Origin of the sequence: Pseudomonas fluorescens, assembly GCF_902498195.1 — a bacterium.
Lineage (GTDB): Bacteria > Pseudomonadota > Gammaproteobacteria > Pseudomonadales > Pseudomonadaceae > Aquipseudomonas > Aquipseudomonas fluorescens_BU.
Window position 1 is genome coordinate 107,015 of record NZ_CABVIY010000005.1, and the last position, 17,325, is coordinate 124,339.

20 protein-coding genes are annotated in these 17,325 nt (G+C 61.5%); 12 read left to right on the forward strand and 8 right to left on the reverse strand.

The annotated features are described in order from the left end of the window. Nucleotides 1-109: 109 nt before the first annotated feature. The 9 genes from urtE (at nucleotide 110) to F8N66_RS19295 (ending at nucleotide 7,799) form a co-directional block, all read left to right on the forward strand. Nucleotides 110-808, forward strand: coding sequence for an urea ABC transporter ATP-binding subunit UrtE (gene urtE, locus F8N66_RS19250; protein ID WP_150771707.1), 699 nt, complete (start codon nucleotides 110-112; stop codon nucleotides 806-808). A 43-nt stretch (nucleotides 809-851) separates the two neighbouring features. Then, nucleotides 852-1,691 (forward strand): urease accessory protein UreD, encoded by an 840-nt coding sequence (locus F8N66_RS19255; protein WP_150771708.1) that lies wholly within the window; start codon nucleotides 852-854, stop codon nucleotides 1,689-1,691. 158 nt (nucleotides 1,692-1,849) lie between these two features. After that, nucleotides 1,850-2,152: an urease subunit gamma gene (locus F8N66_RS19265; protein WP_045060358.1), complete on the forward strand. Its 303-nt coding sequence runs from the start codon at nucleotides 1,850-1,852 to the stop codon at nucleotides 2,150-2,152. Between the two features lie 9 nt (nucleotides 2,153-2,161). Further along, the gene (locus F8N66_RS19270) at nucleotides 2,162-2,695 is read left to right on the forward strand and encodes a GNAT family N-acetyltransferase (RefSeq protein ID WP_150771709.1); all 534 of its coding nucleotides are present in this window, start codon (nucleotides 2,162-2,164) and stop codon (nucleotides 2,693-2,695) included. Between the two features lie 6 nt (nucleotides 2,696-2,701). Next, nucleotides 2,702-3,235, forward strand: a complete 534-nt coding sequence (locus F8N66_RS19275; RefSeq protein ID WP_150771710.1) for a GNAT family N-acetyltransferase — start codon at nucleotides 2,702-2,704, stop codon at nucleotides 3,233-3,235. Beyond that, on the forward strand, nucleotides 3,235-3,540 hold the full coding sequence (locus F8N66_RS19280) for an urease subunit beta (protein ID WP_150771711.1): 306 nt from the start codon (nucleotides 3,235-3,237) through the stop codon (nucleotides 3,538-3,540). The genes F8N66_RS19275 and F8N66_RS19280 overlap by 1 nt, the downstream gene beginning before the upstream one ends. Before the next feature lie 139 nt (nucleotides 3,541-3,679). Further along, nucleotides 3,680-5,380 (forward strand): urease subunit alpha, encoded by a 1,701-nt coding sequence (ureC, locus tag F8N66_RS19285; protein WP_150771712.1) that lies wholly within the window; start codon nucleotides 3,680-3,682, stop codon nucleotides 5,378-5,380. A gap of 189 nt (nucleotides 5,381-5,569) precedes the next feature. Next, nucleotides 5,570-6,700 carry a sensor histidine kinase gene (locus tag F8N66_RS19290; protein ID WP_150771713.1) on the forward strand — a complete coding sequence of 377 codons (1,131 nt, stop codon included), beginning with the start codon at nucleotides 5,570-5,572 and terminating at the stop codon, nucleotides 6,698-6,700. A gap of 217 nt (nucleotides 6,701-6,917) precedes the next feature. Further along, nucleotides 6,918-7,799, forward strand: a complete 882-nt coding sequence (locus tag F8N66_RS19295) for an RHS repeat-associated core domain-containing protein (RefSeq protein WP_150771714.1) — start codon at nucleotides 6,918-6,920, stop codon at nucleotides 7,797-7,799. A 52-nt stretch (nucleotides 7,800-7,851) separates the two neighbouring features. On the opposite strand, the gene F8N66_RS19300 is transcribed toward F8N66_RS19295, so the two are convergent. Both F8N66_RS19300 and F8N66_RS19305 read right to left on the reverse strand, forming a co-directional pair. After that, nucleotides 7,852-8,157, reverse strand: a complete 306-nt coding sequence (locus F8N66_RS19300; RefSeq protein WP_150771715.1) for a chaperone modulator CbpM — start codon at nucleotides 8,155-8,157, stop codon at nucleotides 7,852-7,854. Nucleotides 8,158-8,180: 23 nt separating this feature from the next. Continuing rightward, the gene (locus tag F8N66_RS19305; RefSeq protein WP_150771716.1) at nucleotides 8,181-9,125 is read right to left on the reverse strand and encodes a DnaJ C-terminal domain-containing protein; all 945 of its coding nucleotides are present in this window, start codon (nucleotides 9,123-9,125) and stop codon (nucleotides 8,181-8,183) included. 296 nt (nucleotides 9,126-9,421) lie between these two features. On the opposite strand from F8N66_RS19305, the gene F8N66_RS19310 reads away from it, so the two are divergent. Then, a complete protein-coding gene (locus F8N66_RS19310) occupies nucleotides 9,422-10,696 on the forward strand; it encodes an Hsp70 family protein (protein WP_150771717.1) in 1,275 nt (424 codons plus the stop codon). A gap of 114 nt (nucleotides 10,697-10,810) precedes the next feature. On the opposite strand, the gene F8N66_RS19315 is transcribed toward F8N66_RS19310, so the two are convergent. The 3 genes from F8N66_RS19315 to F8N66_RS19325 form a co-directional block, all read right to left on the reverse strand. Beyond that, entirely contained in the window at nucleotides 10,811-11,824 is a 1,014-nt protein-coding gene (locus F8N66_RS19315; protein WP_150771718.1) for an AI-2E family transporter, read from the reverse strand. A gap of 230 nt (nucleotides 11,825-12,054) precedes the next feature. Continuing rightward, on the reverse strand, nucleotides 12,055-12,363 hold the full coding sequence (locus F8N66_RS19320) for a PsiF family protein (RefSeq protein ID WP_150771719.1): 309 nt from the start codon (nucleotides 12,361-12,363) through the stop codon (nucleotides 12,055-12,057). A gap of 64 nt (nucleotides 12,364-12,427) precedes the next feature. Next, nucleotides 12,428-13,222: an AraC family transcriptional regulator gene (locus F8N66_RS19325; protein ID WP_150771720.1), complete on the reverse strand. Its 795-nt coding sequence runs from the start codon at nucleotides 13,220-13,222 to the stop codon at nucleotides 12,428-12,430. A gap of 97 nt (nucleotides 13,223-13,319) precedes the next feature. Here F8N66_RS19325 and F8N66_RS19330 point away from each other — a divergent pair, with 97 nt between their 5' ends. Further along, nucleotides 13,320-14,207, forward strand: a complete 888-nt coding sequence (locus tag F8N66_RS19330) for a DMT family transporter (RefSeq protein ID WP_150771721.1) — start codon at nucleotides 13,320-13,322, stop codon at nucleotides 14,205-14,207. 94 nt (nucleotides 14,208-14,301) lie between these two features. On the opposite strand, the gene F8N66_RS19335 is transcribed toward F8N66_RS19330, so the two are convergent. From F8N66_RS19335 to F8N66_RS19345, 3 genes are all read right to left on the reverse strand, one after another. Beyond that, a complete protein-coding gene (locus tag F8N66_RS19335) occupies nucleotides 14,302-15,192 on the reverse strand; it encodes an esterase/lipase family protein (protein ID WP_150771722.1) in 891 nt (296 codons plus the stop codon). A gap of 114 nt (nucleotides 15,193-15,306) precedes the next feature. Next, nucleotides 15,307-15,612, reverse strand: a complete 306-nt coding sequence (locus F8N66_RS19340) for a DMT family transporter (RefSeq protein ID WP_150771723.1) — start codon at nucleotides 15,610-15,612, stop codon at nucleotides 15,307-15,309. Next, on the reverse strand, nucleotides 15,613-16,251 hold the full coding sequence (locus F8N66_RS19345) for an FMN-dependent NADH-azoreductase (protein ID WP_150771724.1): 639 nt from the start codon (nucleotides 16,249-16,251) through the stop codon (nucleotides 15,613-15,615). A gap of 110 nt (nucleotides 16,252-16,361) precedes the next feature. Here F8N66_RS19345 and F8N66_RS19350 point away from each other — a divergent pair, with 110 nt between their 5' ends. Beyond that, nucleotides 16,362-17,276, forward strand: coding sequence for a LysR substrate-binding domain-containing protein (locus tag F8N66_RS19350; protein WP_191623028.1), 915 nt, complete (start codon nucleotides 16,362-16,364; stop codon nucleotides 17,274-17,276). Nucleotides 17,277-17,325 lie beyond the last annotated feature (49 nt).

Genomic DNA, 17,325 nt, shown 5'->3' on the forward strand with positions numbered 1-17,325 from the left:
AGCGGGCTTGCTCGCGAATGCGGTGTGTCAGTCAACGCATCCGGCGAATGTAAATCCCTATTCGCGAGCAAGCCCGCTCCCACAAGGGGATTAAAGGAGGATTCAAGGAATGCTACAAGTCGACAAGCTGCACCAATACTACGGCGGAAGCCACATCCTGCGCGGCCTGTCGTTTGACGTGAAGGTCGGCGAAGTCACTTGCCTGCTCGGCCGCAACGGCGTGGGCAAGACCACCCTGCTCAAGTGCCTGATGGGCCTGCTGCCTGCGAAAGAAGGCGCGGTGAATTGGGAAGGCAAGCCGATCACCACGTTCAAGCCGCATCAGCGCGTGCATGCCGGTATCGCCTACGTGCCGCAGGGCCGGGAAATTTTTGGCCGCCTGACGGTGGAGGAAAACCTGCTGATGGGCCTGTCGCGCTTCCCGGGCTCGGAGGCGAAAGAAGTGCCGCCCTTCATTTACGAACTGTTCCCGGTGCTGCTGCAAATGAAGCAACGGCGCGGCGGTGACTTGTCCGGTGGTCAGCAACAGCAGCTTGCCATCGGCAGAGCCTTGGCCAGCCGCCCGCGCCTGCTGATCCTCGATGAACCCACCGAAGGCATCCAGCCGTCGGTGATCAAGGAAATCGGCGCGGTGATCAAGCAGCTCGCGGCCCGTGGCGACATGGCGATCCTGCTGGTGGAGCAGTTCTATGATTTTGCCGCCGAACTGGCCGATCAATACCTGGTGATGTCCCGGGGCGAGATCGTGCAACAGGGTCGCGGCGAAAATATGGAAGCCGAGGGCGTGCGCGGTCTGGTCACGATATGAGCGTACGCTTTAATCTGTAGCAACCTAACGATAATTAGACACCATGAATTCACCTGCCCCCACAACGCTGTTCACCCCGAGCTGGCACGCCGAGCTGGAGCTGGGCTACGCCCGCTTCGGCGACAGCACGCGCCCGGTGCAGCGCCGCCACCTCGGCCCCTTGCGCGTGCAGAAGCATTTGTATGCCGAAGGCCCCGGGGTCTGCCAGCACATCATCGTCCACCCGCCAGGGGGAATTGCCGGTGGCGATCGGCTGGACATTGCGGCCAGCGTCGGCCGCGATGCCTGGGCGCAGATCACCAGCCCCGGTGCGGCCAAGTGGTATCGCGCCGCCGGCCCGGCTTACCAACAGCTGGATCTGCACGTGGCGGCCGGCGCGACACTGGAATGGCTGCCCCAGGAAACGATCATTTTCAGCGCGGCACAGGCCGAGCTCAGCACCTCGATCGACCTTGAAGGCGATGCCCGGTTGTTCTACTGGGATGTGGTGGCGCTGGGTCGACCGGCCAGCGGCGAGCGCTTTGACCTGGGGCATTTCCAGGCGCACCTGGATCTGCGCCGCGACGGCCAGTTGCTCTGGCACGAACGCCAGCGCATTGTCGGGGCTGACGGTTTGCTCGATTCGCCGATAGGCCTGGATGGGCAACCGGTGTTTGCCACCCTGCTGGTGACCGGCGAGATCGATAGCGAGCTGCTGGAGCAGTGCCGTTCGCTGCCCAATGACGTGCGCGGGGATTTGACTCAGCTGCCGGGGTTGCTGGTGGCCCGATGCCTGGCCAGCGAGGCGCTGCTGGCGCGTGGCTGGCTGATTGAATTATGGCGATTGCTCAGGCCGGTTTTGCTCGGCCGGGAAGCTGTCCCACCCAGAATCTGGAGCACCTGAAATGCGATCTAAATGTGGGAGCGGGCTTGCTCGCGAAAGCGGTGTGTCATTCAACATCGATACAGACTGATCCACCGCTTTCGCGAGCAAGCCCGCTCCCACAGGGATTTGTGTTTGCAGATCCGAAACTTTTTTATCTGCCCTGATGGATTTCTACGATGGACCTGACCCCACGCGAAAAAGACAAGCTGCTGATCTTCACCGCCGGCCTCGTGGCCGAGCGGCGTCTGGCCCGCGGTGTGAAACTCAATTACCCCGAGGCGATGGCCTACATTTCCGCCGCCCTGCTCGAAGGCGCCCGCGACGGCCAGACCGTGGCCCAGCTCATGCATTTCGGCACCACCCTGCTCAGCCGCGAACAAGTGATGGAAGGCATCCCGGAGATGATCCCCGAGATCCAGGTCGAAGCGACGTTCCCCGACGGCACCAAACTGGTCACCGTCCATCAACCCATCGCCTGAGGCCACGCCATGACTTACCACATCCGCGATGCGCTGCATGCCGACCTGCCGGCGATCCGTGACATCTACAACGACGCCGTGCTCAACACCACCGCGATCTGGAACGAACAGGCCGTCGACCTGGGCAACCGCCAGGCCTGGTTCAGCGCGCGGCAATCCCAGGGCTATCCGATCCTGGTGATCGTCAACGCTGACAACCAGGTGCTGGGCTACGCTTCATTCGGCGACTGGCGGCCGTTCGACGGTTTCCGTCACACCGTCGAACATTCTGTGTACGTGCGCAGCGACCAGCGCGGCAATGGCCTGGGCCCGAAACTGATGGATGTGCTGATCGAGCGCGCCAGGGGCTGCGGTAAACACGTGATGGTCGCCGCCATCGAAAGCGGCAACGCGGCCTCCATTCGCTTGCACGAGCGCATCGGTTTCGTGATCAGCGGGCAGATGCCTCAGGTGGGCACCAAGTTCGGTCGCTGGCTGGACCTGACCTTCATGCAACTGACCCTCAATCCTGGCGCCGAGCCACCGGCCGCCAGCAAGGAGTGATACCCGATGAACCCCGCCCAACTGCGACGCGTCAACATTGAAAGCTTTGCGCACTATCGTCAGGGTTTGATTGACCTGCTGCTCGATGCCGTCGGTTATGGCGCCAGCGTCGGCTTCATGGCCGGCCTCGACGCCACGCAGGCCCGTGCCTATTTCGATGAGGTTCAGGAGAGCCTGAACAAAGGCAACCTGTTGCTGTGGGTGGTGGTCAAGGATGAACAGGTGCAGGCCAGTGTGCAGCTGGGCCTGTGCCAGAAGGCCAATGGCCTGAACCGCGCCGAGGTGCAGAAACTGCTGGTGCGCGAGCAGGCGCGGCGGCGCGGCCTGGGCCAACAGCTGATGACGGCGCTGGAGCAGGCCGCGCTGCAACACAAACGCGGCATGCTGTACCTCGACACCGAGGCCGGCTCTCCCGCCGAAGACTTCTACAAGGCCCTGGGTTACACCCGCGCCGGTGAAATCCCCGATTACGCCTGCGACCCGAGCGGGCGCTACAAACCGACCGCCCTCTACTACAAAATTCTCCAAGGAGCCCATTGATGATTCCCGGCGAGTACCGGATCCAGCCCGGCGACATCGAACTCAACGTTGACCGCCGTACCCTCAGCCTGAAGGTGGCCAACAGCGGCGACCGGCCGATCCAGGTCGGCTCGCACTACCACTTCTTCGAAACCAACGACGCCCTGACGTTCGACCGCGCCGCCAGCCGTGGCATGCGCCTGAACATCCCCGCCGGCACCGCCGTGCGCTTCGAGCCGGGGCAGAGTCGCGAGGTGGAACTGGTGGATCTGGCCGGGCATCGCCGGGTGTTCGGCTTTGCCGGCAGGATCATGGGTGACCTGTAATTAATGCGCCATCTGCACCGGCCCCTTCGCGAGCAAGCCCGCTCCCACATTCGACCGCACTCCCCTGTGGGAGCGGGCTTGCTCGCGAAAGTGAGCGCAGCGAACGATTTCAAATTCAATTGAATACCAAGGCGAACGAATGAAGATTTCCCGTCAGGCCTACGCCGACATGTACGGCCCTACCGTCGGCGACAAGGTTCGCCTGGCCGACACCGAGCTGTGGATCGAAGTCGAAAAAGACTTCACCACCTACGGCGAAGAAGTGAAATTCGGCGGTGGCAAAGTCATCCGCGACGGCCAGGGCCAGAGCCAGCTGCTCGCCGCCGACGTCGTCGACACCCTGATCACCAATGCGCTGATCATCGACCACTGGGGCATCGTCAAGGCCGACGTCGGCCTCAAGGACGGGCGCATCGCGGCCATCGGCAAGGCCGGCAACCCGGACGTGCAGCCCAATGTGAACATCGCCATTGGCGCCAGCACCGAAGTCATCGCCGGCGAAGGCATGATCCTCACCGCCGGCGGCATCGACACCCATATCCACTTCATCTGCCCGCAGCAAATCGAAGAAGCCCTGATGAGCGGCGTCACCACCATGATCGGCGGTGGCACGGGACCTGCCACCGGCACCAATGCGACCACCTGCACCTCCGGTCCGTGGCACCTGGCGCGCATGCTCCAGGCCGCCGACGCGTTCCCGATGAATATCGGCCTGACCGGCAAGGGCAACGCCAGCCTGCCAGAACCGTTGATTGAGCAGGTCAGGGCCGGCGCCATCGGCCTCAAGTTGCACGAGGACTGGGGCACCACGCCGGCGAGCATCGACAATTGCCTGAGCGTCGCCGACCAGTACGACGTGCAGGTGGCGATCCACACCGACACCCTCAACGAATCGGGTTTCGTCGAAACCACCCTCGCCGCGTTCAAGGGCCGCACCATCCACACCTACCACACCGAAGGCGCGGGCGGCGGTCACGCCCCGGACATCATCAAGGCCTGTGGCTTCGCCAACGTGCTGCCGAGCTCGACCAACCCGACCCGGCCGTTCACCCGCAACACCATCGACGAACACCTCGACATGCTGATGGTCTGCCACCACCTGGACCCGAGCATTGCCGAAGACGTGGCCTTCGCCGAAAGCCGTATCCGCCGCGAGACGATCGCCGCCGAAGACATCCTCCACGACCTCGGCGCGTTCTCGATGATCAGCTCGGACAGCCAGGCCATGGGCCGGGTCGGTGAAGTCATCACCCGCACCTGGCAGACTGCCGACAAGATGAAAAAGCAGCGCGGTCCACTTCCAGGCGATGGCGCGGGCAACGACAACTTCCGCGCCAAACGCTACATCGCCAAATACACCATCAACCCGGCGATCACCCACGGCATCAGCCATGAAGTCGGTTCGATTGAAGTGGGGAAATGGGCCGACCTGGTGCTCTGGCGTCCGGCGTTTTTCGGGGTCAAGCCGACGCTGATCCTCAAGGGCGGCGCCATTGCGGCCAGCCTGATGGGCGATGCCAACGCGTCGATCCCGACACCGCAACCGGTGCATTACCGTCCGATGTTCGCCAGCTACGGCGGCTCGTTGCACGCGACCAGCCTGACGTTCATCAGCCAGGCGGCGCAGGAGGCGGGCTTGCCGCAAGCCTTGGGCCTGAAGAAGAAAATCGCCGTGGTCAAGGGTTGTCGCGACGTGCAGAAGACCGACTTGATTCACAACGATTACCTGCCGCAGATCGACGTCGACCCGCAGACCTATCAGGTCAAGGCCGACGGCGTGCTGCTGTGGTGCGAACCGGCGGACACCTTGCCGATGGCGCAACGCTACTTCCTGTTTTAGCGACGCGGTCCTCCTGAGACGGGCGCCACGGCCCGTTTCAGGACGCCATTGCCCCACCTGAGCAAACCGCCTACAGACGCCCCCCCCTGAAGCACCACAGGGTACGGCCGCCCTGCGGCAGGTTCACTCGCGCCGCAAAGGCGCTACTATTCCGACACGCCTCGCCCTCACCTACCCAGGAACCCGCCCATGCGTTTACCCGATTTCATCCGGCAACAGGTGGACCGTATCGTCGATGAATGGGAACAGTTCGCCAAAACCATCACGCCGGCGGCCGACTACATGGATGGCGTGGCCCTGCGCGATCACGCCAAGGCCATTTTGCTGGCCGCCGCGCGGGACATGAGCAAGCCCCAGAGTCCCCGTGAACAGATGGCCAAGGCCAAGGGTGAAGGCCCGGAAAAAACCCCGAGCCTGGACGAAGCGGGCGCCAGCCATGGCGAGTTGCGACATACCGTGGGTTTCGATCTGGTTCAGATGACCAGCGAATTCCGTCACCTGCGCGCCTGTGTCATCCGCCTGTGGGTCGACAGCCTGGAATCACCGGACATGGCGTATTTCCAGGACATGATCCGTTTCAACGAAGCCATCGACGAAGCCCTCGCCGAATCCACCGCGGCCTATGCCGAACAGGTCAATCGCTCGCGGGACATCTTTCTGGCGATTCTCGGCCACGACCTGCGCGCGCCCCTGCAAGCGGTGAGCATGTCCACCGAATTACTGCTGCGCAAAGCCACGCTGGAGGGCGAAGCGCTGGTCTGCGCCAACCACATCAAATACGGTGCCCGCCACATGGCGGCCATGGTCAGCGACTTGCTGGAGCTGGTGCGCAGTCGCCTGGGCAAAAGCCTGCCGATCGAACCGGCGCCCATGGACCTGGCCACCGTGGCGCATGAGGCGATCGCCCAAGCCTGCGCCGGCAACCCGGAGTGCGATCCGACAATACGCGTAGACGGTGATACGCAAGGCGTATGGGACGCCTCGCGACTGGGTCAGTTGCTGCAAAACCTCATCGGCAATGCCTTGCAGCATGGTTCGAGCAATCGTGATGTCACGGTGACGCTCACCGGCTTGCCCGACGCTGTTCGCCTCACGGTGCATAACTACGGGGCCCCTATTGCTGAAGAGTCCATCGGCACGATCTTCGATCCGCTGGTGCGCAACGCCGACGAAGAACTCGGCCAGCCGTCCACCAGCCTTGGTTTGGGGTTGTTTATCGTCAAGGAAGTGGTTGATGCCCATGGCGGGACGATAGAAGTCAGCTCCAGCGAGGCGTCCGGGACGTTGTTTACCGTGGTGTTGCCCCGCAAGAGCGGGTAGGAGCTGTGTAGGAGCTGTGTAGGAGCTGACGAGTGCAAACGAGGCTGCGATCTTTTGATCTTAAAAAATCAAAATCAAAAGATCGCAGCCTCGTTTCACTCGTCAGCTCCTACAGGACTTGGCAAGGCCTGACTATCAGTTCTGCTAGTTCCCCTCCCTACCCGGCAGAGTCAGACTGGAGGCATTGTTCCGAGCCCCTGCGCAGGAAGGCTAAACCATGCCCCGTCCAACTTCTATCAAGCAGACGCGCACGATACTGCTGGCGACCGATGACAAAAACTCGGTGGTTACCGAGCTTGCGGGTGACCAGCCCAACCCCATCGCTTATGCCGTCTACGGCGCGCAATCGGCGCATCAGGCGGTGGCCTCGCAGTTAGGGTTCAATGGTGAATGGTGCGAGAGGATCTTCGGCTGGTACTGGCTGGGTAAAGGCTACCGTGCCTACAACCCGATATTGATGCGCTTTCACAGCCCGGACAGTTGGAGTCCGTTTGGGGAGGGGGGGTTGAATGCGTATGCGTACTGCGAGGGGGATCCGAGGAATTTTACGGATCCGACGGGGCATATGTTCAAGCTACCGAAATTTTTAAGTAAGTTGCGGAACAAGCCATTAACTGGCGCATCAAGCTCTTCTAGCTTAAGCCCTTTGATCCCCGAAACAGTTTCTAAGATTAAGTCCGAGGCCACATACCAAACCATACCAGCGATCACCCGGAAGACTCGGACTTTGACTCATGTACAGACTGAGACCCACATTCAAACTCGGAGCCCTACTGGAGATGTGACTAACCACCGATTTATTGATTACGGTCCCTCGCGTGAAATGCCTCCACAAATTCCCTTAAAGCAAACGCGTCTACTCCCCCGTATCAATGACACAGGTAGCCAAGTAAGTACCGCCAGCGATGAAGTATGGAGGTCTGAACCCTATCAATTTACTTCCGCTCACGCTCCTGTTCCCCAGCCAAGAAAACTGCCTTCCGGAGCTACAAAAAAATTCCGTGTCCATTACGACAAGGTTGGTTATCCAACATTGAGTACTTATGAAGTGATGACGATGCAAGAAATCAGTGAAAGGCTCCGTAAAACAACAAAGTAGCGACTTGAAGCGCAACTACACATTAAGGATGGGCGCATTTCGAAAAAAATGCTTACTCCACCACCAACCGCCCCAACCGCTGCTTCAACATCCGGTTCTCCGCCCGCAGCTGCTGGACCTCTTCAAGCAGGTCCAGCGCCAGGGCAACCCCTTCCCAATCCAGCTCCAGGTCATGGCGCAGCTTGGCGGCGCGCCTGGCCAGGGCCAGTTCGTAATCGGTGAAACGCCAGTCCCTGGGCACGGCGCCCTGAGGTTCGAGGATGCCGTGCTCGACGATTTCGATCACGTAGACGTCCGACAGGTCGGTCGCCTCACAGAATTCTGCCAGGTCCAGTTGAACGATCAGGGGACTGCTCATGGTCAGTGACTCCTTGGTTCAGATCAGAAATTCTCTCGCGGGTCGAACGCGGCTTTTTTCGCCAGTTCCTGCCACAGGGCCTTGATGTCATCGTCGGTTTTTTTCGGCATGACGGCTTTCAGTTGCACGAACAGGTAACCGCGCTCGCCGGCCTTGTTCAACAGGCCGTGGCCCTTGGCGCGCATGCGCTGGCCATTCTGGCTGCCGGCCGGGACCTTGAGGTTGATCTTGCCGGTCAGGGTCGGCACCGCGACTTCCGTGCCCAGCGCCAGCTCCCACGGTGCCAGAGGCAGGGTGATGATCAGGTTTTCGCCTTCGACATCGAATTTCGGGTGCGGCGCAAAACGAATGGTCAGGTACAGGTCGCCATTGGCGCCGCCACCGATGCCCGGTGCACCCTGGCCCTTGAGGCGGATGCGCTCGCCGTCGGTCACGCCGGCGGGGATTTTCACGTTCAGGCTTTTGCTGGTGTTGCTGACGTGCTGGCCGGCCGCGTTGTATTGCGGCACCTGGAAGGTGACCTTCTTCGATTCGTTCGACAGGGTTTCTTCGAGGAAAACCCCCAGCTCCATTTCCACGTCCTGCCCTCGACGCCCGGTGCTGCGGCGCGACTCACCACCGCCGAAACCAGGGCCACGGTTACCGAAGATCGAACTGAAAAAGTCCGAAAAATCGCCGGTGTCCTGGCCACCGCCACCGAAACCGCCGCGGCTCTGCCAGCCCGGTGGTCCCTGGAACGGTTGACCGTGCTGGCCATAACGGCGCAGCTCGTCGTACTCGGCGCGCTTGTCGGCGCTTTTCAGCGCTTCATAGGCTTCCGAGGCGTCCTTGAACTTGGCCTCGGCGTCCTTTTCCTTGCTGACATCGGGGTGGTATTTGCGCGCCAGCTTGCGATAGGCGGCCTTGATCGCCTTATCGTCTGCCGTCGGCTCCACACCGAGAATCTTGTAATAGTCTTTGAAGTCCATCGCGGGAATCACCATCCGTTATCGAAGTCGCGCCACCTGCCACAGCATGCGCTCGTTTGCAGCGCAGGGGTTGACCGATCTCAAGGTTGTGACCGGGCGGCGCATCAGAAGTTTATCGGCAGCAGGCGGGGCGACTTGCGTGCGTCCCGTGGCTGTCCGGTTGATGCAGGGTAGTTTGGGGGTGATGGCACCTGTTTCAAGCGTTGAACAGCAAGATTTAGCAGATAACCGGCCTTCGATTCTGTGCCGCACTGACATACACTGCGCGGCCGTTTTTTAACCGGAACTCGAAAGACATGAAAAACGCATCTCCAGCCCGTGCCGTGGGTATCGACTTTGGCACGTCCAACTCCACCGTCGGCTGGTTGCGCCCCGGCGTGGAAACGCTGATTGCGCTGGAGGACGACAAGATCACCTTGCCCTCGGTGGTCTTCTTCAACCTCGAAGAACGCCGCCCGGTGTATGGCCGGCTGGCGCTGCACGAGTACCTGGAAGGCTACGAAGGCCGCCTGATGCGCTCGCTCAAGAGCCTGCTGGGTTCCAAGCTGATCAAGCACGACACCAGCGTCCTCGGCACGGCCATGCCGTTCAAGGACCTGCTCGGGCTGTTCATCGGCCAGCTCAAGAGCCGCGCCGAAGCCGCCGCCGGTCGCGAATTCGAAGAAGTGGTGCTGGGGCGTCCGGTGTTCTTCGTCGACGATGACCCGATGGCCGACAAGGAAGCCGAAGACACCCTGGTGGATGTGGCGCGCAAGATCGGCTTCAAGGAAGTGTCCTTCCAGTTCGAACCGATTGCCGCCGCGTTCGACTACGAGTCGACCATCGAAAAAGAAGAGCTGGTGCTGATCGTCGACATCGGCGGGGGTACGTCCGACTTCTCGCTGGTGCGCCTGTCCCCCGAGCGGCGGGACGTGGATAACCGTCACGACGACATCCTGGCCACCGGCGGCGTGCACATCGGCGGGACCGACTTCGACAAGCAACTGAGCCTGCAAGGCTTGATGCCGCTGTTCGGCTACGGCAGCCGGATGAAGAGTGGCGCCTACATGCCCACCAGCCACCACATGAACCTGGCGACCTGGCACACCATCAACTCGGTGTACTCGCAGAAGTCACAGCTGGCGCTGGGCAGCATGCGCTACGACATCGAGGACACCGGCGGCATCGATCGCCTGTTCAAGCTGATCGAGCAGCGCGCCGGGCACTGGCTGGCCATGTTGACGGAAGAAACCAAGATCGAACTGACCCACGTCGACAGCCGCCTGGTCCCTCTGGATCGCATCGAACCCGGTTTGAGCGTGGAACTGAGCCGTGCGCTGTTCGAGTCGGCCATCGACAATTTGCTGGAGCGCGTGCGCAACAGCGTGAGCCAGTTGCTGACCAATGCCAATGTGCGGGTCGATCAGGTGGATACGGTGTTCTTCACCGGTGGTTCCAGCGGCATTCCGGCGCTGCGCAACAGCATCTCGGCAATGCTGCCGAATGCGCGGCATGTGGAAGGAAACATCTTTGGCAGCATCGGCAGTGGTTTGGCTATCGAGGCGGCCAAGCGTTACGGTTCGATGGACTGATCCGAAACCGAGGCGTGACCTTCGCGAGCAAGCCCGCTCCCACATTGGAATGCATTCCCCTGTGGGAGCGGGCTTGCTCGCGAAGGGGCCCGTTCAGGCGCTACATCCGCCTGATCAAACCATCCCCACCTGCTTCAACTCACTCTTCAAATACGCGTAGTAAATCGGCCCCGCCACCACCCCCGGCAAACCGAACGCGGCCTCGAACACCAGCATCGCCAACAGCAACTCCCACGACTTGGCACTGATCTGCCCGCCTACGATGCGCGCGTTGAGAAAGTATTCGAGCTTGTGGATAACGATCAGGTAACCCAGCGCCGCCACCGCCACCCAGATCGACAGCGACAGGCCGACAATGGTGATCAGGGTGTTCGACATCAGGTTGCCGATCACCGGCAACAGGCCGAGCAGGAAGGTCAGGACAATCAGGGTCTTGGTCAGCGGCAGCTTGATGCCGAACATCGGCAGCACGACGGCCAGGAAGATCCCGGTGAAGAAGGTGTTGAGCAGGGAAATCTTGATCTGCGCGAACACGATGTTCCGGAAGGCCTGGACCAGCAGGTGCAGGCGATCGAACAGCGCGGCGGCCAGGGGTTTGCGCTTGGTCAGGTCCGGCACGCGCTGCAAGGCGATAATCGCGCCGAGCACCATGCCGATCAACAGCGTCACGAACATGTGCGCCGCGTCCTTGCCCACCAGTTGCAAATCGCTGAGGTGCTTGCTCATCCACTCGCCAATCGCCACCCGGAATTCGGCCGCGCTGGCCGGCAGGTAAGCATCGATGAACGGCGGCAATTGACCGCGTGCGCGGTCGACCACGCCCATGAATTTGTCGAGGGACGCGCCGGGGTTTTCCGCTTCGTGCAGCAGGAAACTGATGGCACCGGCAAAGATCAGCGTCAGCACACTGACCACCAGGGTGCCCAGCAACGCCACCGCCAGCCAGCGCGCACGCCGGCCTTCGATCAGCCGCTGCAATTGCGGGGTGAGCATGTTGACCAGTTCGAACACCAGCAACCCGGCCAGCAGGCTGGGCAGCAACCGCAGGGGAAGCACCAGCAGCAGTCCGCCAAAAATGATGACCCAGCTGATGACCAGCAATACATGACGCTGAGAAAACGTTGGCATACAGCCTCAAAACGAACGGCGTAAAAGGATTGGCAGTCTGCCAGCGATCCGGTGTCAGCACTAGGGATTGTGTGGGGCAACCGGGGCAGTTCGGTTTATTGCTCCGCCCCTGTCGGCCGCCTTCGCGAGCAAGCCCGCTCCCACATGTGATTAGTGCTGCTCGAATCATTGTGGGAGCGGGCTTGCTCGCGAAGGGGCCCTCAAAGCCTCTACCCATTCCGGCCCGGTGATTATTTCTTCCTCAGGCAATCATTCACGAACGCCTGGCGCGCTTCCCCCGTGAGGGCTTTGGTCTTGGCATCGGCATTACAGGTCTGCATCTTCTTCTGCTGCGGGGTCAGGACTTTGCCGTCCTCGTTGGCGGCCGGTGTCGCCGAGAGACACTTTTTCATGAAGGCTGCGCGCTCTTCGCCCTTGAGGGTTTTTGCCATGGGGTCGGCGTTGCATGTGGTCATCTTGTTCTGTTGCGCGGTGGCGGCGAAGCCCTGGGCGCAGAGCAGCAAACCGATCATCAACAATGGAACACGCAACATCTTCATGGAGTTTTCTCCTTGTTGCCGCACCGAGGGGAACGGCCTCGCCGTGCAGTGTAGACAACACCCGTTACACCTTCCTGCTTCCCAGATGGCTGCGCCGGTACTGATCCGGCGTACACCCGGCCTGGCGCTGGAACATGGCGATAAAGGCCGAACCGGTGCTGTAGCCCATGTCGAAGGCAATTTCCTGAATGCTGCGATGGCTGTCCAGGGCTTCGATGGCAACGAGAAACCGCAGGCGCTGGCGCCACTCGCCGAAGCTCATGCCCAATTCGCGGACAAACTGCCGCGCCAGGGTGCGCTCGCTGACATGAATGTTCGCCGCCCACTCCGCCAGCGGCCGGTTGTCGCCAGGTTCCTTCTGCAAGGCTTCAAGGATGCCGAGCAGCCCGGCGCTGCTCGCGTAGGGCAGGTAGCACTCATGCACCGGCGCCTGTTGCAGCTGATCCACCAGGACCTGGGCCAGGCGCTGGTCGGCATCGCGCTCGGGAATCTTCACATCCCGCGCGGCAAAATCCTTGAGGATGGCCTTGAGGATGTCATTGATGGCCAGGGTGCATGCCTGTGCCGGCAAGTCACGGCAAAGGGCCGGCGCCAGGCAGACTGCGCGGTAGTTGATCGGCTGATTGCTGTAGAAGCTGTGCTCGGTCTCGGGTGGAACCCATACCGCGTATTGCGGCGGTGACATGAAGCGGCTGCCGCCGATCTCCATGTGCAACACGCCATGGGCCGAATACTCCAGCGTGCCCCACGGGTGCCGATGCGCCGAGGCAAAGCGGTGCGCATCGAAATCGGCGTAGCGGAAGTACACCGGTGCAGGCAGTTCGCTGAAATCCAGCAGGTCGATGTGTTGACTGGTCATGCTGTCCGGAATCAGGGGTGGGTTGTCTGGATCGAAGTATAGGCGCGTAACCAGACAGAGGATAATGCGCCCTCATAAACGTTCTGGTTTTCTCTCGATGCAATACGCTTATCCCTTGCTGGCCATTTTCATCTGGGCCGGCAACACCGTGATCACAAAAATGTCGGCCGGGGCCATCTACCCCGCCGAGATCGGTTTTTATCGCTGGCTGCTCGCCGGACTGCTGTTCACCCCTTTCATGCTCAAACCGGTGATCGCCCACTGGCCGGCGATTCGCCCGAACCTGGGCAGGATTTTCATTCTCGGCGTGCTCGGCATGGCGGTCTATCAGAGCCTGGCGTATTTCGCCGCGGCCCTGACCTCGGCCACCAACATGGGCATCATCCTGTCGCTGATGCCGTTGATGTCACTGGCCATGGCGATCATCAGCCTCGGCCAGCGCCTGACCGCCGGGGCACTGGCGGGGGCGGTGCTGTCGTTCGCCGGGGTGCTGGTGGTCGTCTCGTCCGGCAGCTTCGCTGTACTGCTGGAGCACGGCGTTAACCTGGGCGACGCGATGATGCTCGTCGCCACCCTGGCCTATGCGGTGTACAGCACGCTGCTGAAGAAGTGGCAGCTGAAATTGCCGCCGCTGGTGTTGTTGTACTTGCAGGTGCTGGTGGCTGTGGTGGTGCTGTTTCCGCTGTTCATCGCCTCACCGAAGATCGGTCCGACCCTGCAGAACATCCCGTTGGTGCTGTACGCCTGCCTGCTGGCCTCGATGGTGGCGCCACTGGCGTGGATGCAGGCCGTGGTGCGCCTGGGGCCGAGCCGGACCACGCTGTTCTTCAATTTGCTGCCGGTGATGACGGCGCTGATCGCGGCGGTGGTGCTGCATGAGCAGTTGGCGATGTATCACCTGGTGGGCGGGATGTTGACGCTGGGCGGGGTGATTGTTTCGGAGCGCTGGACGACCGCGTTGGGTCGCAAGGTCAGGGTCATCTGACCCGACGCCTTCGCGAGCAAGCCCGCTCCCACAGGTTACATGTCGCATGCAAAACCTGTGGGAGCAAGGCTTGCCCGCGATGAAAACAACTCGTTTAAAGCCCCGCCGTCTTGAGTCGCGCCGCATGCTCGACAAACAATCGCACCGGCTCAGCTCCCTTCCCCACCCATCCCAACGACTGATTGACGATATCAAAATGGTCCAGCGGGTACTCATCGCCAATCACCGTTCCCAGGTGCGAGCTGTAGCGACCGACCATCCCGTCGCAATGCCCGGTTTCACGCACGAAAGTCCTGGCGAACAGCCGGCAACTGCGGTTGGTGCCGTCCAGCAGGTTGCGCCCGCGATCGGTCTTGCCCGGTTGCAAGGTGCCCGACCAGGAGTAATACCGCACGCCGTTCACCTCTTCCGGCCCGTGCCCGCCCCACATCTCGGGCAACCCCTGTGGATAACGCTGATTGAACAGCGCCACGCCTGCGGTGGTGAGCGAGTGGTGGGACGCGTGGATATCCACCGGCAGCTTTGGCCCGCGATAGCCGGTTTCCAGCAGGCTCATCAAGGCCGCGATCACACGCAGTAAAAAGCTCAGCAAGCGGCCCTTGGCGCTGTCGTGGGGATAGTGCCTGTGCAGGTAATCGGCGAGTTCCGAGCCATGATTCGGCCCCGCCACCGATGTCACCGACGCCACCCGGTCCGGTCGCTTGGCGGCGGCATAGCGGGCTGTCAGCGAGCCCTGGCTGTGGCCGATCAGGTTGACCTTTTCTGCCCCGGTTTCGCGCAGAATTTCTTCGATGCGCGCCAGCAATTGCTCACCACGCACTTCGCTGGAATTGAGCGGTGACACCTGTACAGCAAACACCACCGCACCACCCTGGCGCAGCGCCGAAATAATCCCGTACCAGTACGGATACAGCAGCAACCGGACGAACCCGAGCATTCCCGGGACCAACACCAGTGGGTAGCGCGTGGCGGAACCTTGCGACATGGGCGGACATCCTTGTGATGTGTGAGTGAGCGTTGCAGCAAGGCGGGATGCAAGACATCCGCCAAGCATCTCCAGCGAAGATGACAACTCGACGACTCGCCTATGACATCCACCCTACTTCAACCCCACCACCCCCGCCACGATCAGCCCGACCGACAGCAACTTGACCGCCGTCAGGCTTTCCCCCAGCAATAGGAAACCGAGAAAAACCGTGCCCAGTGAACCGATGGCCGTCCAGATCGGGTAGGCGATGCTCACCGGCAACTCGCGCATCGCCAGGGTCAGGAAATACACCCCGCCCACCGCCGCCGCCACGGTGATCAGCGAGGGCCACAACCGGGTGAAGCCTTCGGCATACTTCATGCCCATGGCGAAAGTCACTTCGAACCCGGCGGCGATCAGCAAAAACAGCCAGGCCACCTAGAACTCCCTGGCCAGTGCGAGCAAGCGCTGTTCGGCCTCTGCAGCGGAGACGGCGAAGGTGCGCGCCTGCGACTCTTCACCTTCGGCGGCGATCACGGTGACATCAGTGATGCCGATAAAGCCCAATGCCGTGCGCAGCAAAGGATCGGCATGGTTCATGGCTTCCAGCTCGCCGCCAGGCCCGAAACCGAACCCGCCGCGACTGGTGACGATCAACGCCTTTTTGCCTTGCACCAGGGGCTGGTATTGCGCCACGCCATTGTCCAGCGTGTGATTGAAGGTCAGCCCGAGCCGCACGATCTGGTCGATCCAGGCCTTCAAGCCGCTGGGCACGCTGAAGTTGTGCATGGGCGTGGAGATCACCAGCACATCGTGGCCGAGCAACTCGCCGACCAATTCATCGCTTAATGCCAGGTCCGCTTGCATCGACAGCGGCCGCGCATCGGGCTCCGGGTAAAACGCGGCGGCAACGAACGCCTCGTTGACCGGCGCAATCAACGCCCGCCCGACTTCACGACGGGTCAGTTGCGCTTGCGGATTGCGCGCCTGCCAGGCCGATAGAAAGATTTCAGCCAATCGGCGAGAGTGAGAACGCTCACCACGGGGGCTGGCATGAACTGCAAGAATTTTACTCATCTGAAATTCCTCAAGGACTAAACTGAACTCACTTGTGGCTTGCAGCTTCAAGCCTGAAGCTGTCCCTGTTCAACTGAGCAAAAGTTAGTCGGGATGAGTTCAATTCATCCATGGAGATCCAGATGTTCGCCTCGCTGCCACTGACCGCCCTGCGCGCCTTTGAATCCGCCTCGCGCCTGCTGAGTTTCAAGGCCGCGGCCGAGGAACTGTCGGTCACCCCGACAGCTGTTTCCCATCAGATCCGCTCCCTGGAAACCTGGCTTGGCGTGCAATTGTTCGAGCGCCTGCCGCGACAGGTACGCCTGACCGAAGGCGGCGAACGACTGTTCCACAGCCTGCACGGTGCGTTCCTGGACGTGGCGCAAAGCGTCGACACCCTGCGCCCGCAACGCAGCACCGCGAACCTGACCCTCTCGACCACCGCCGCTTTCGCCGCCCTGTGGCTGGTGCCGCGCCTGGGCCGTTTCTACGCCCGGCACCCCAACATCACCCTGCGCCTCGATACCCATTGCGAGGTCATCGACCTGCATCAGGACGCCAGCGTCGACCTGGTGGTGCGCTACAGCCTCGATGACTACCCGAACCTGTATGGCCTGTGCCTGTTCGACGAATCCTTCGGCGTCTATGGTTCACCGGAACAAGTGGCCCTGGCCGCCACTCGCACACCGACGCTGATCAGCGTGCGCTGGCACAACTCCAAACTCTATGCCCACGGCTGGGAAGCCTGGTGCACACAGTCCGGCGCGACCTGGCTGACCGGCCAGCCCGCCGTGCGCGAGTACGACGAAGAGCATTACGCCCTGCAAGCGGCGATTGCCGGACAAGGCCTGGTGCTGGCGAGCAATATCCTGGTGTCCGAGAGCGTGGCCAGCGGCTTGTTGGTGCCTTATCGGGGCGATGTGCAGGTGAATGGCGCCGGATACAGCGCCCTGTGTGTACCAGGGCGCGAGCGACATCCACCGGTGCGGGCGTTTTTTGCGTGGTTGCAGGAGGAGGCGTCGATGTCGGGGCATGTCTTGCGCTGATGGCCTGCTCCAACGCCGATCGACTTGATGTGAATGTCAGTCAGACAGG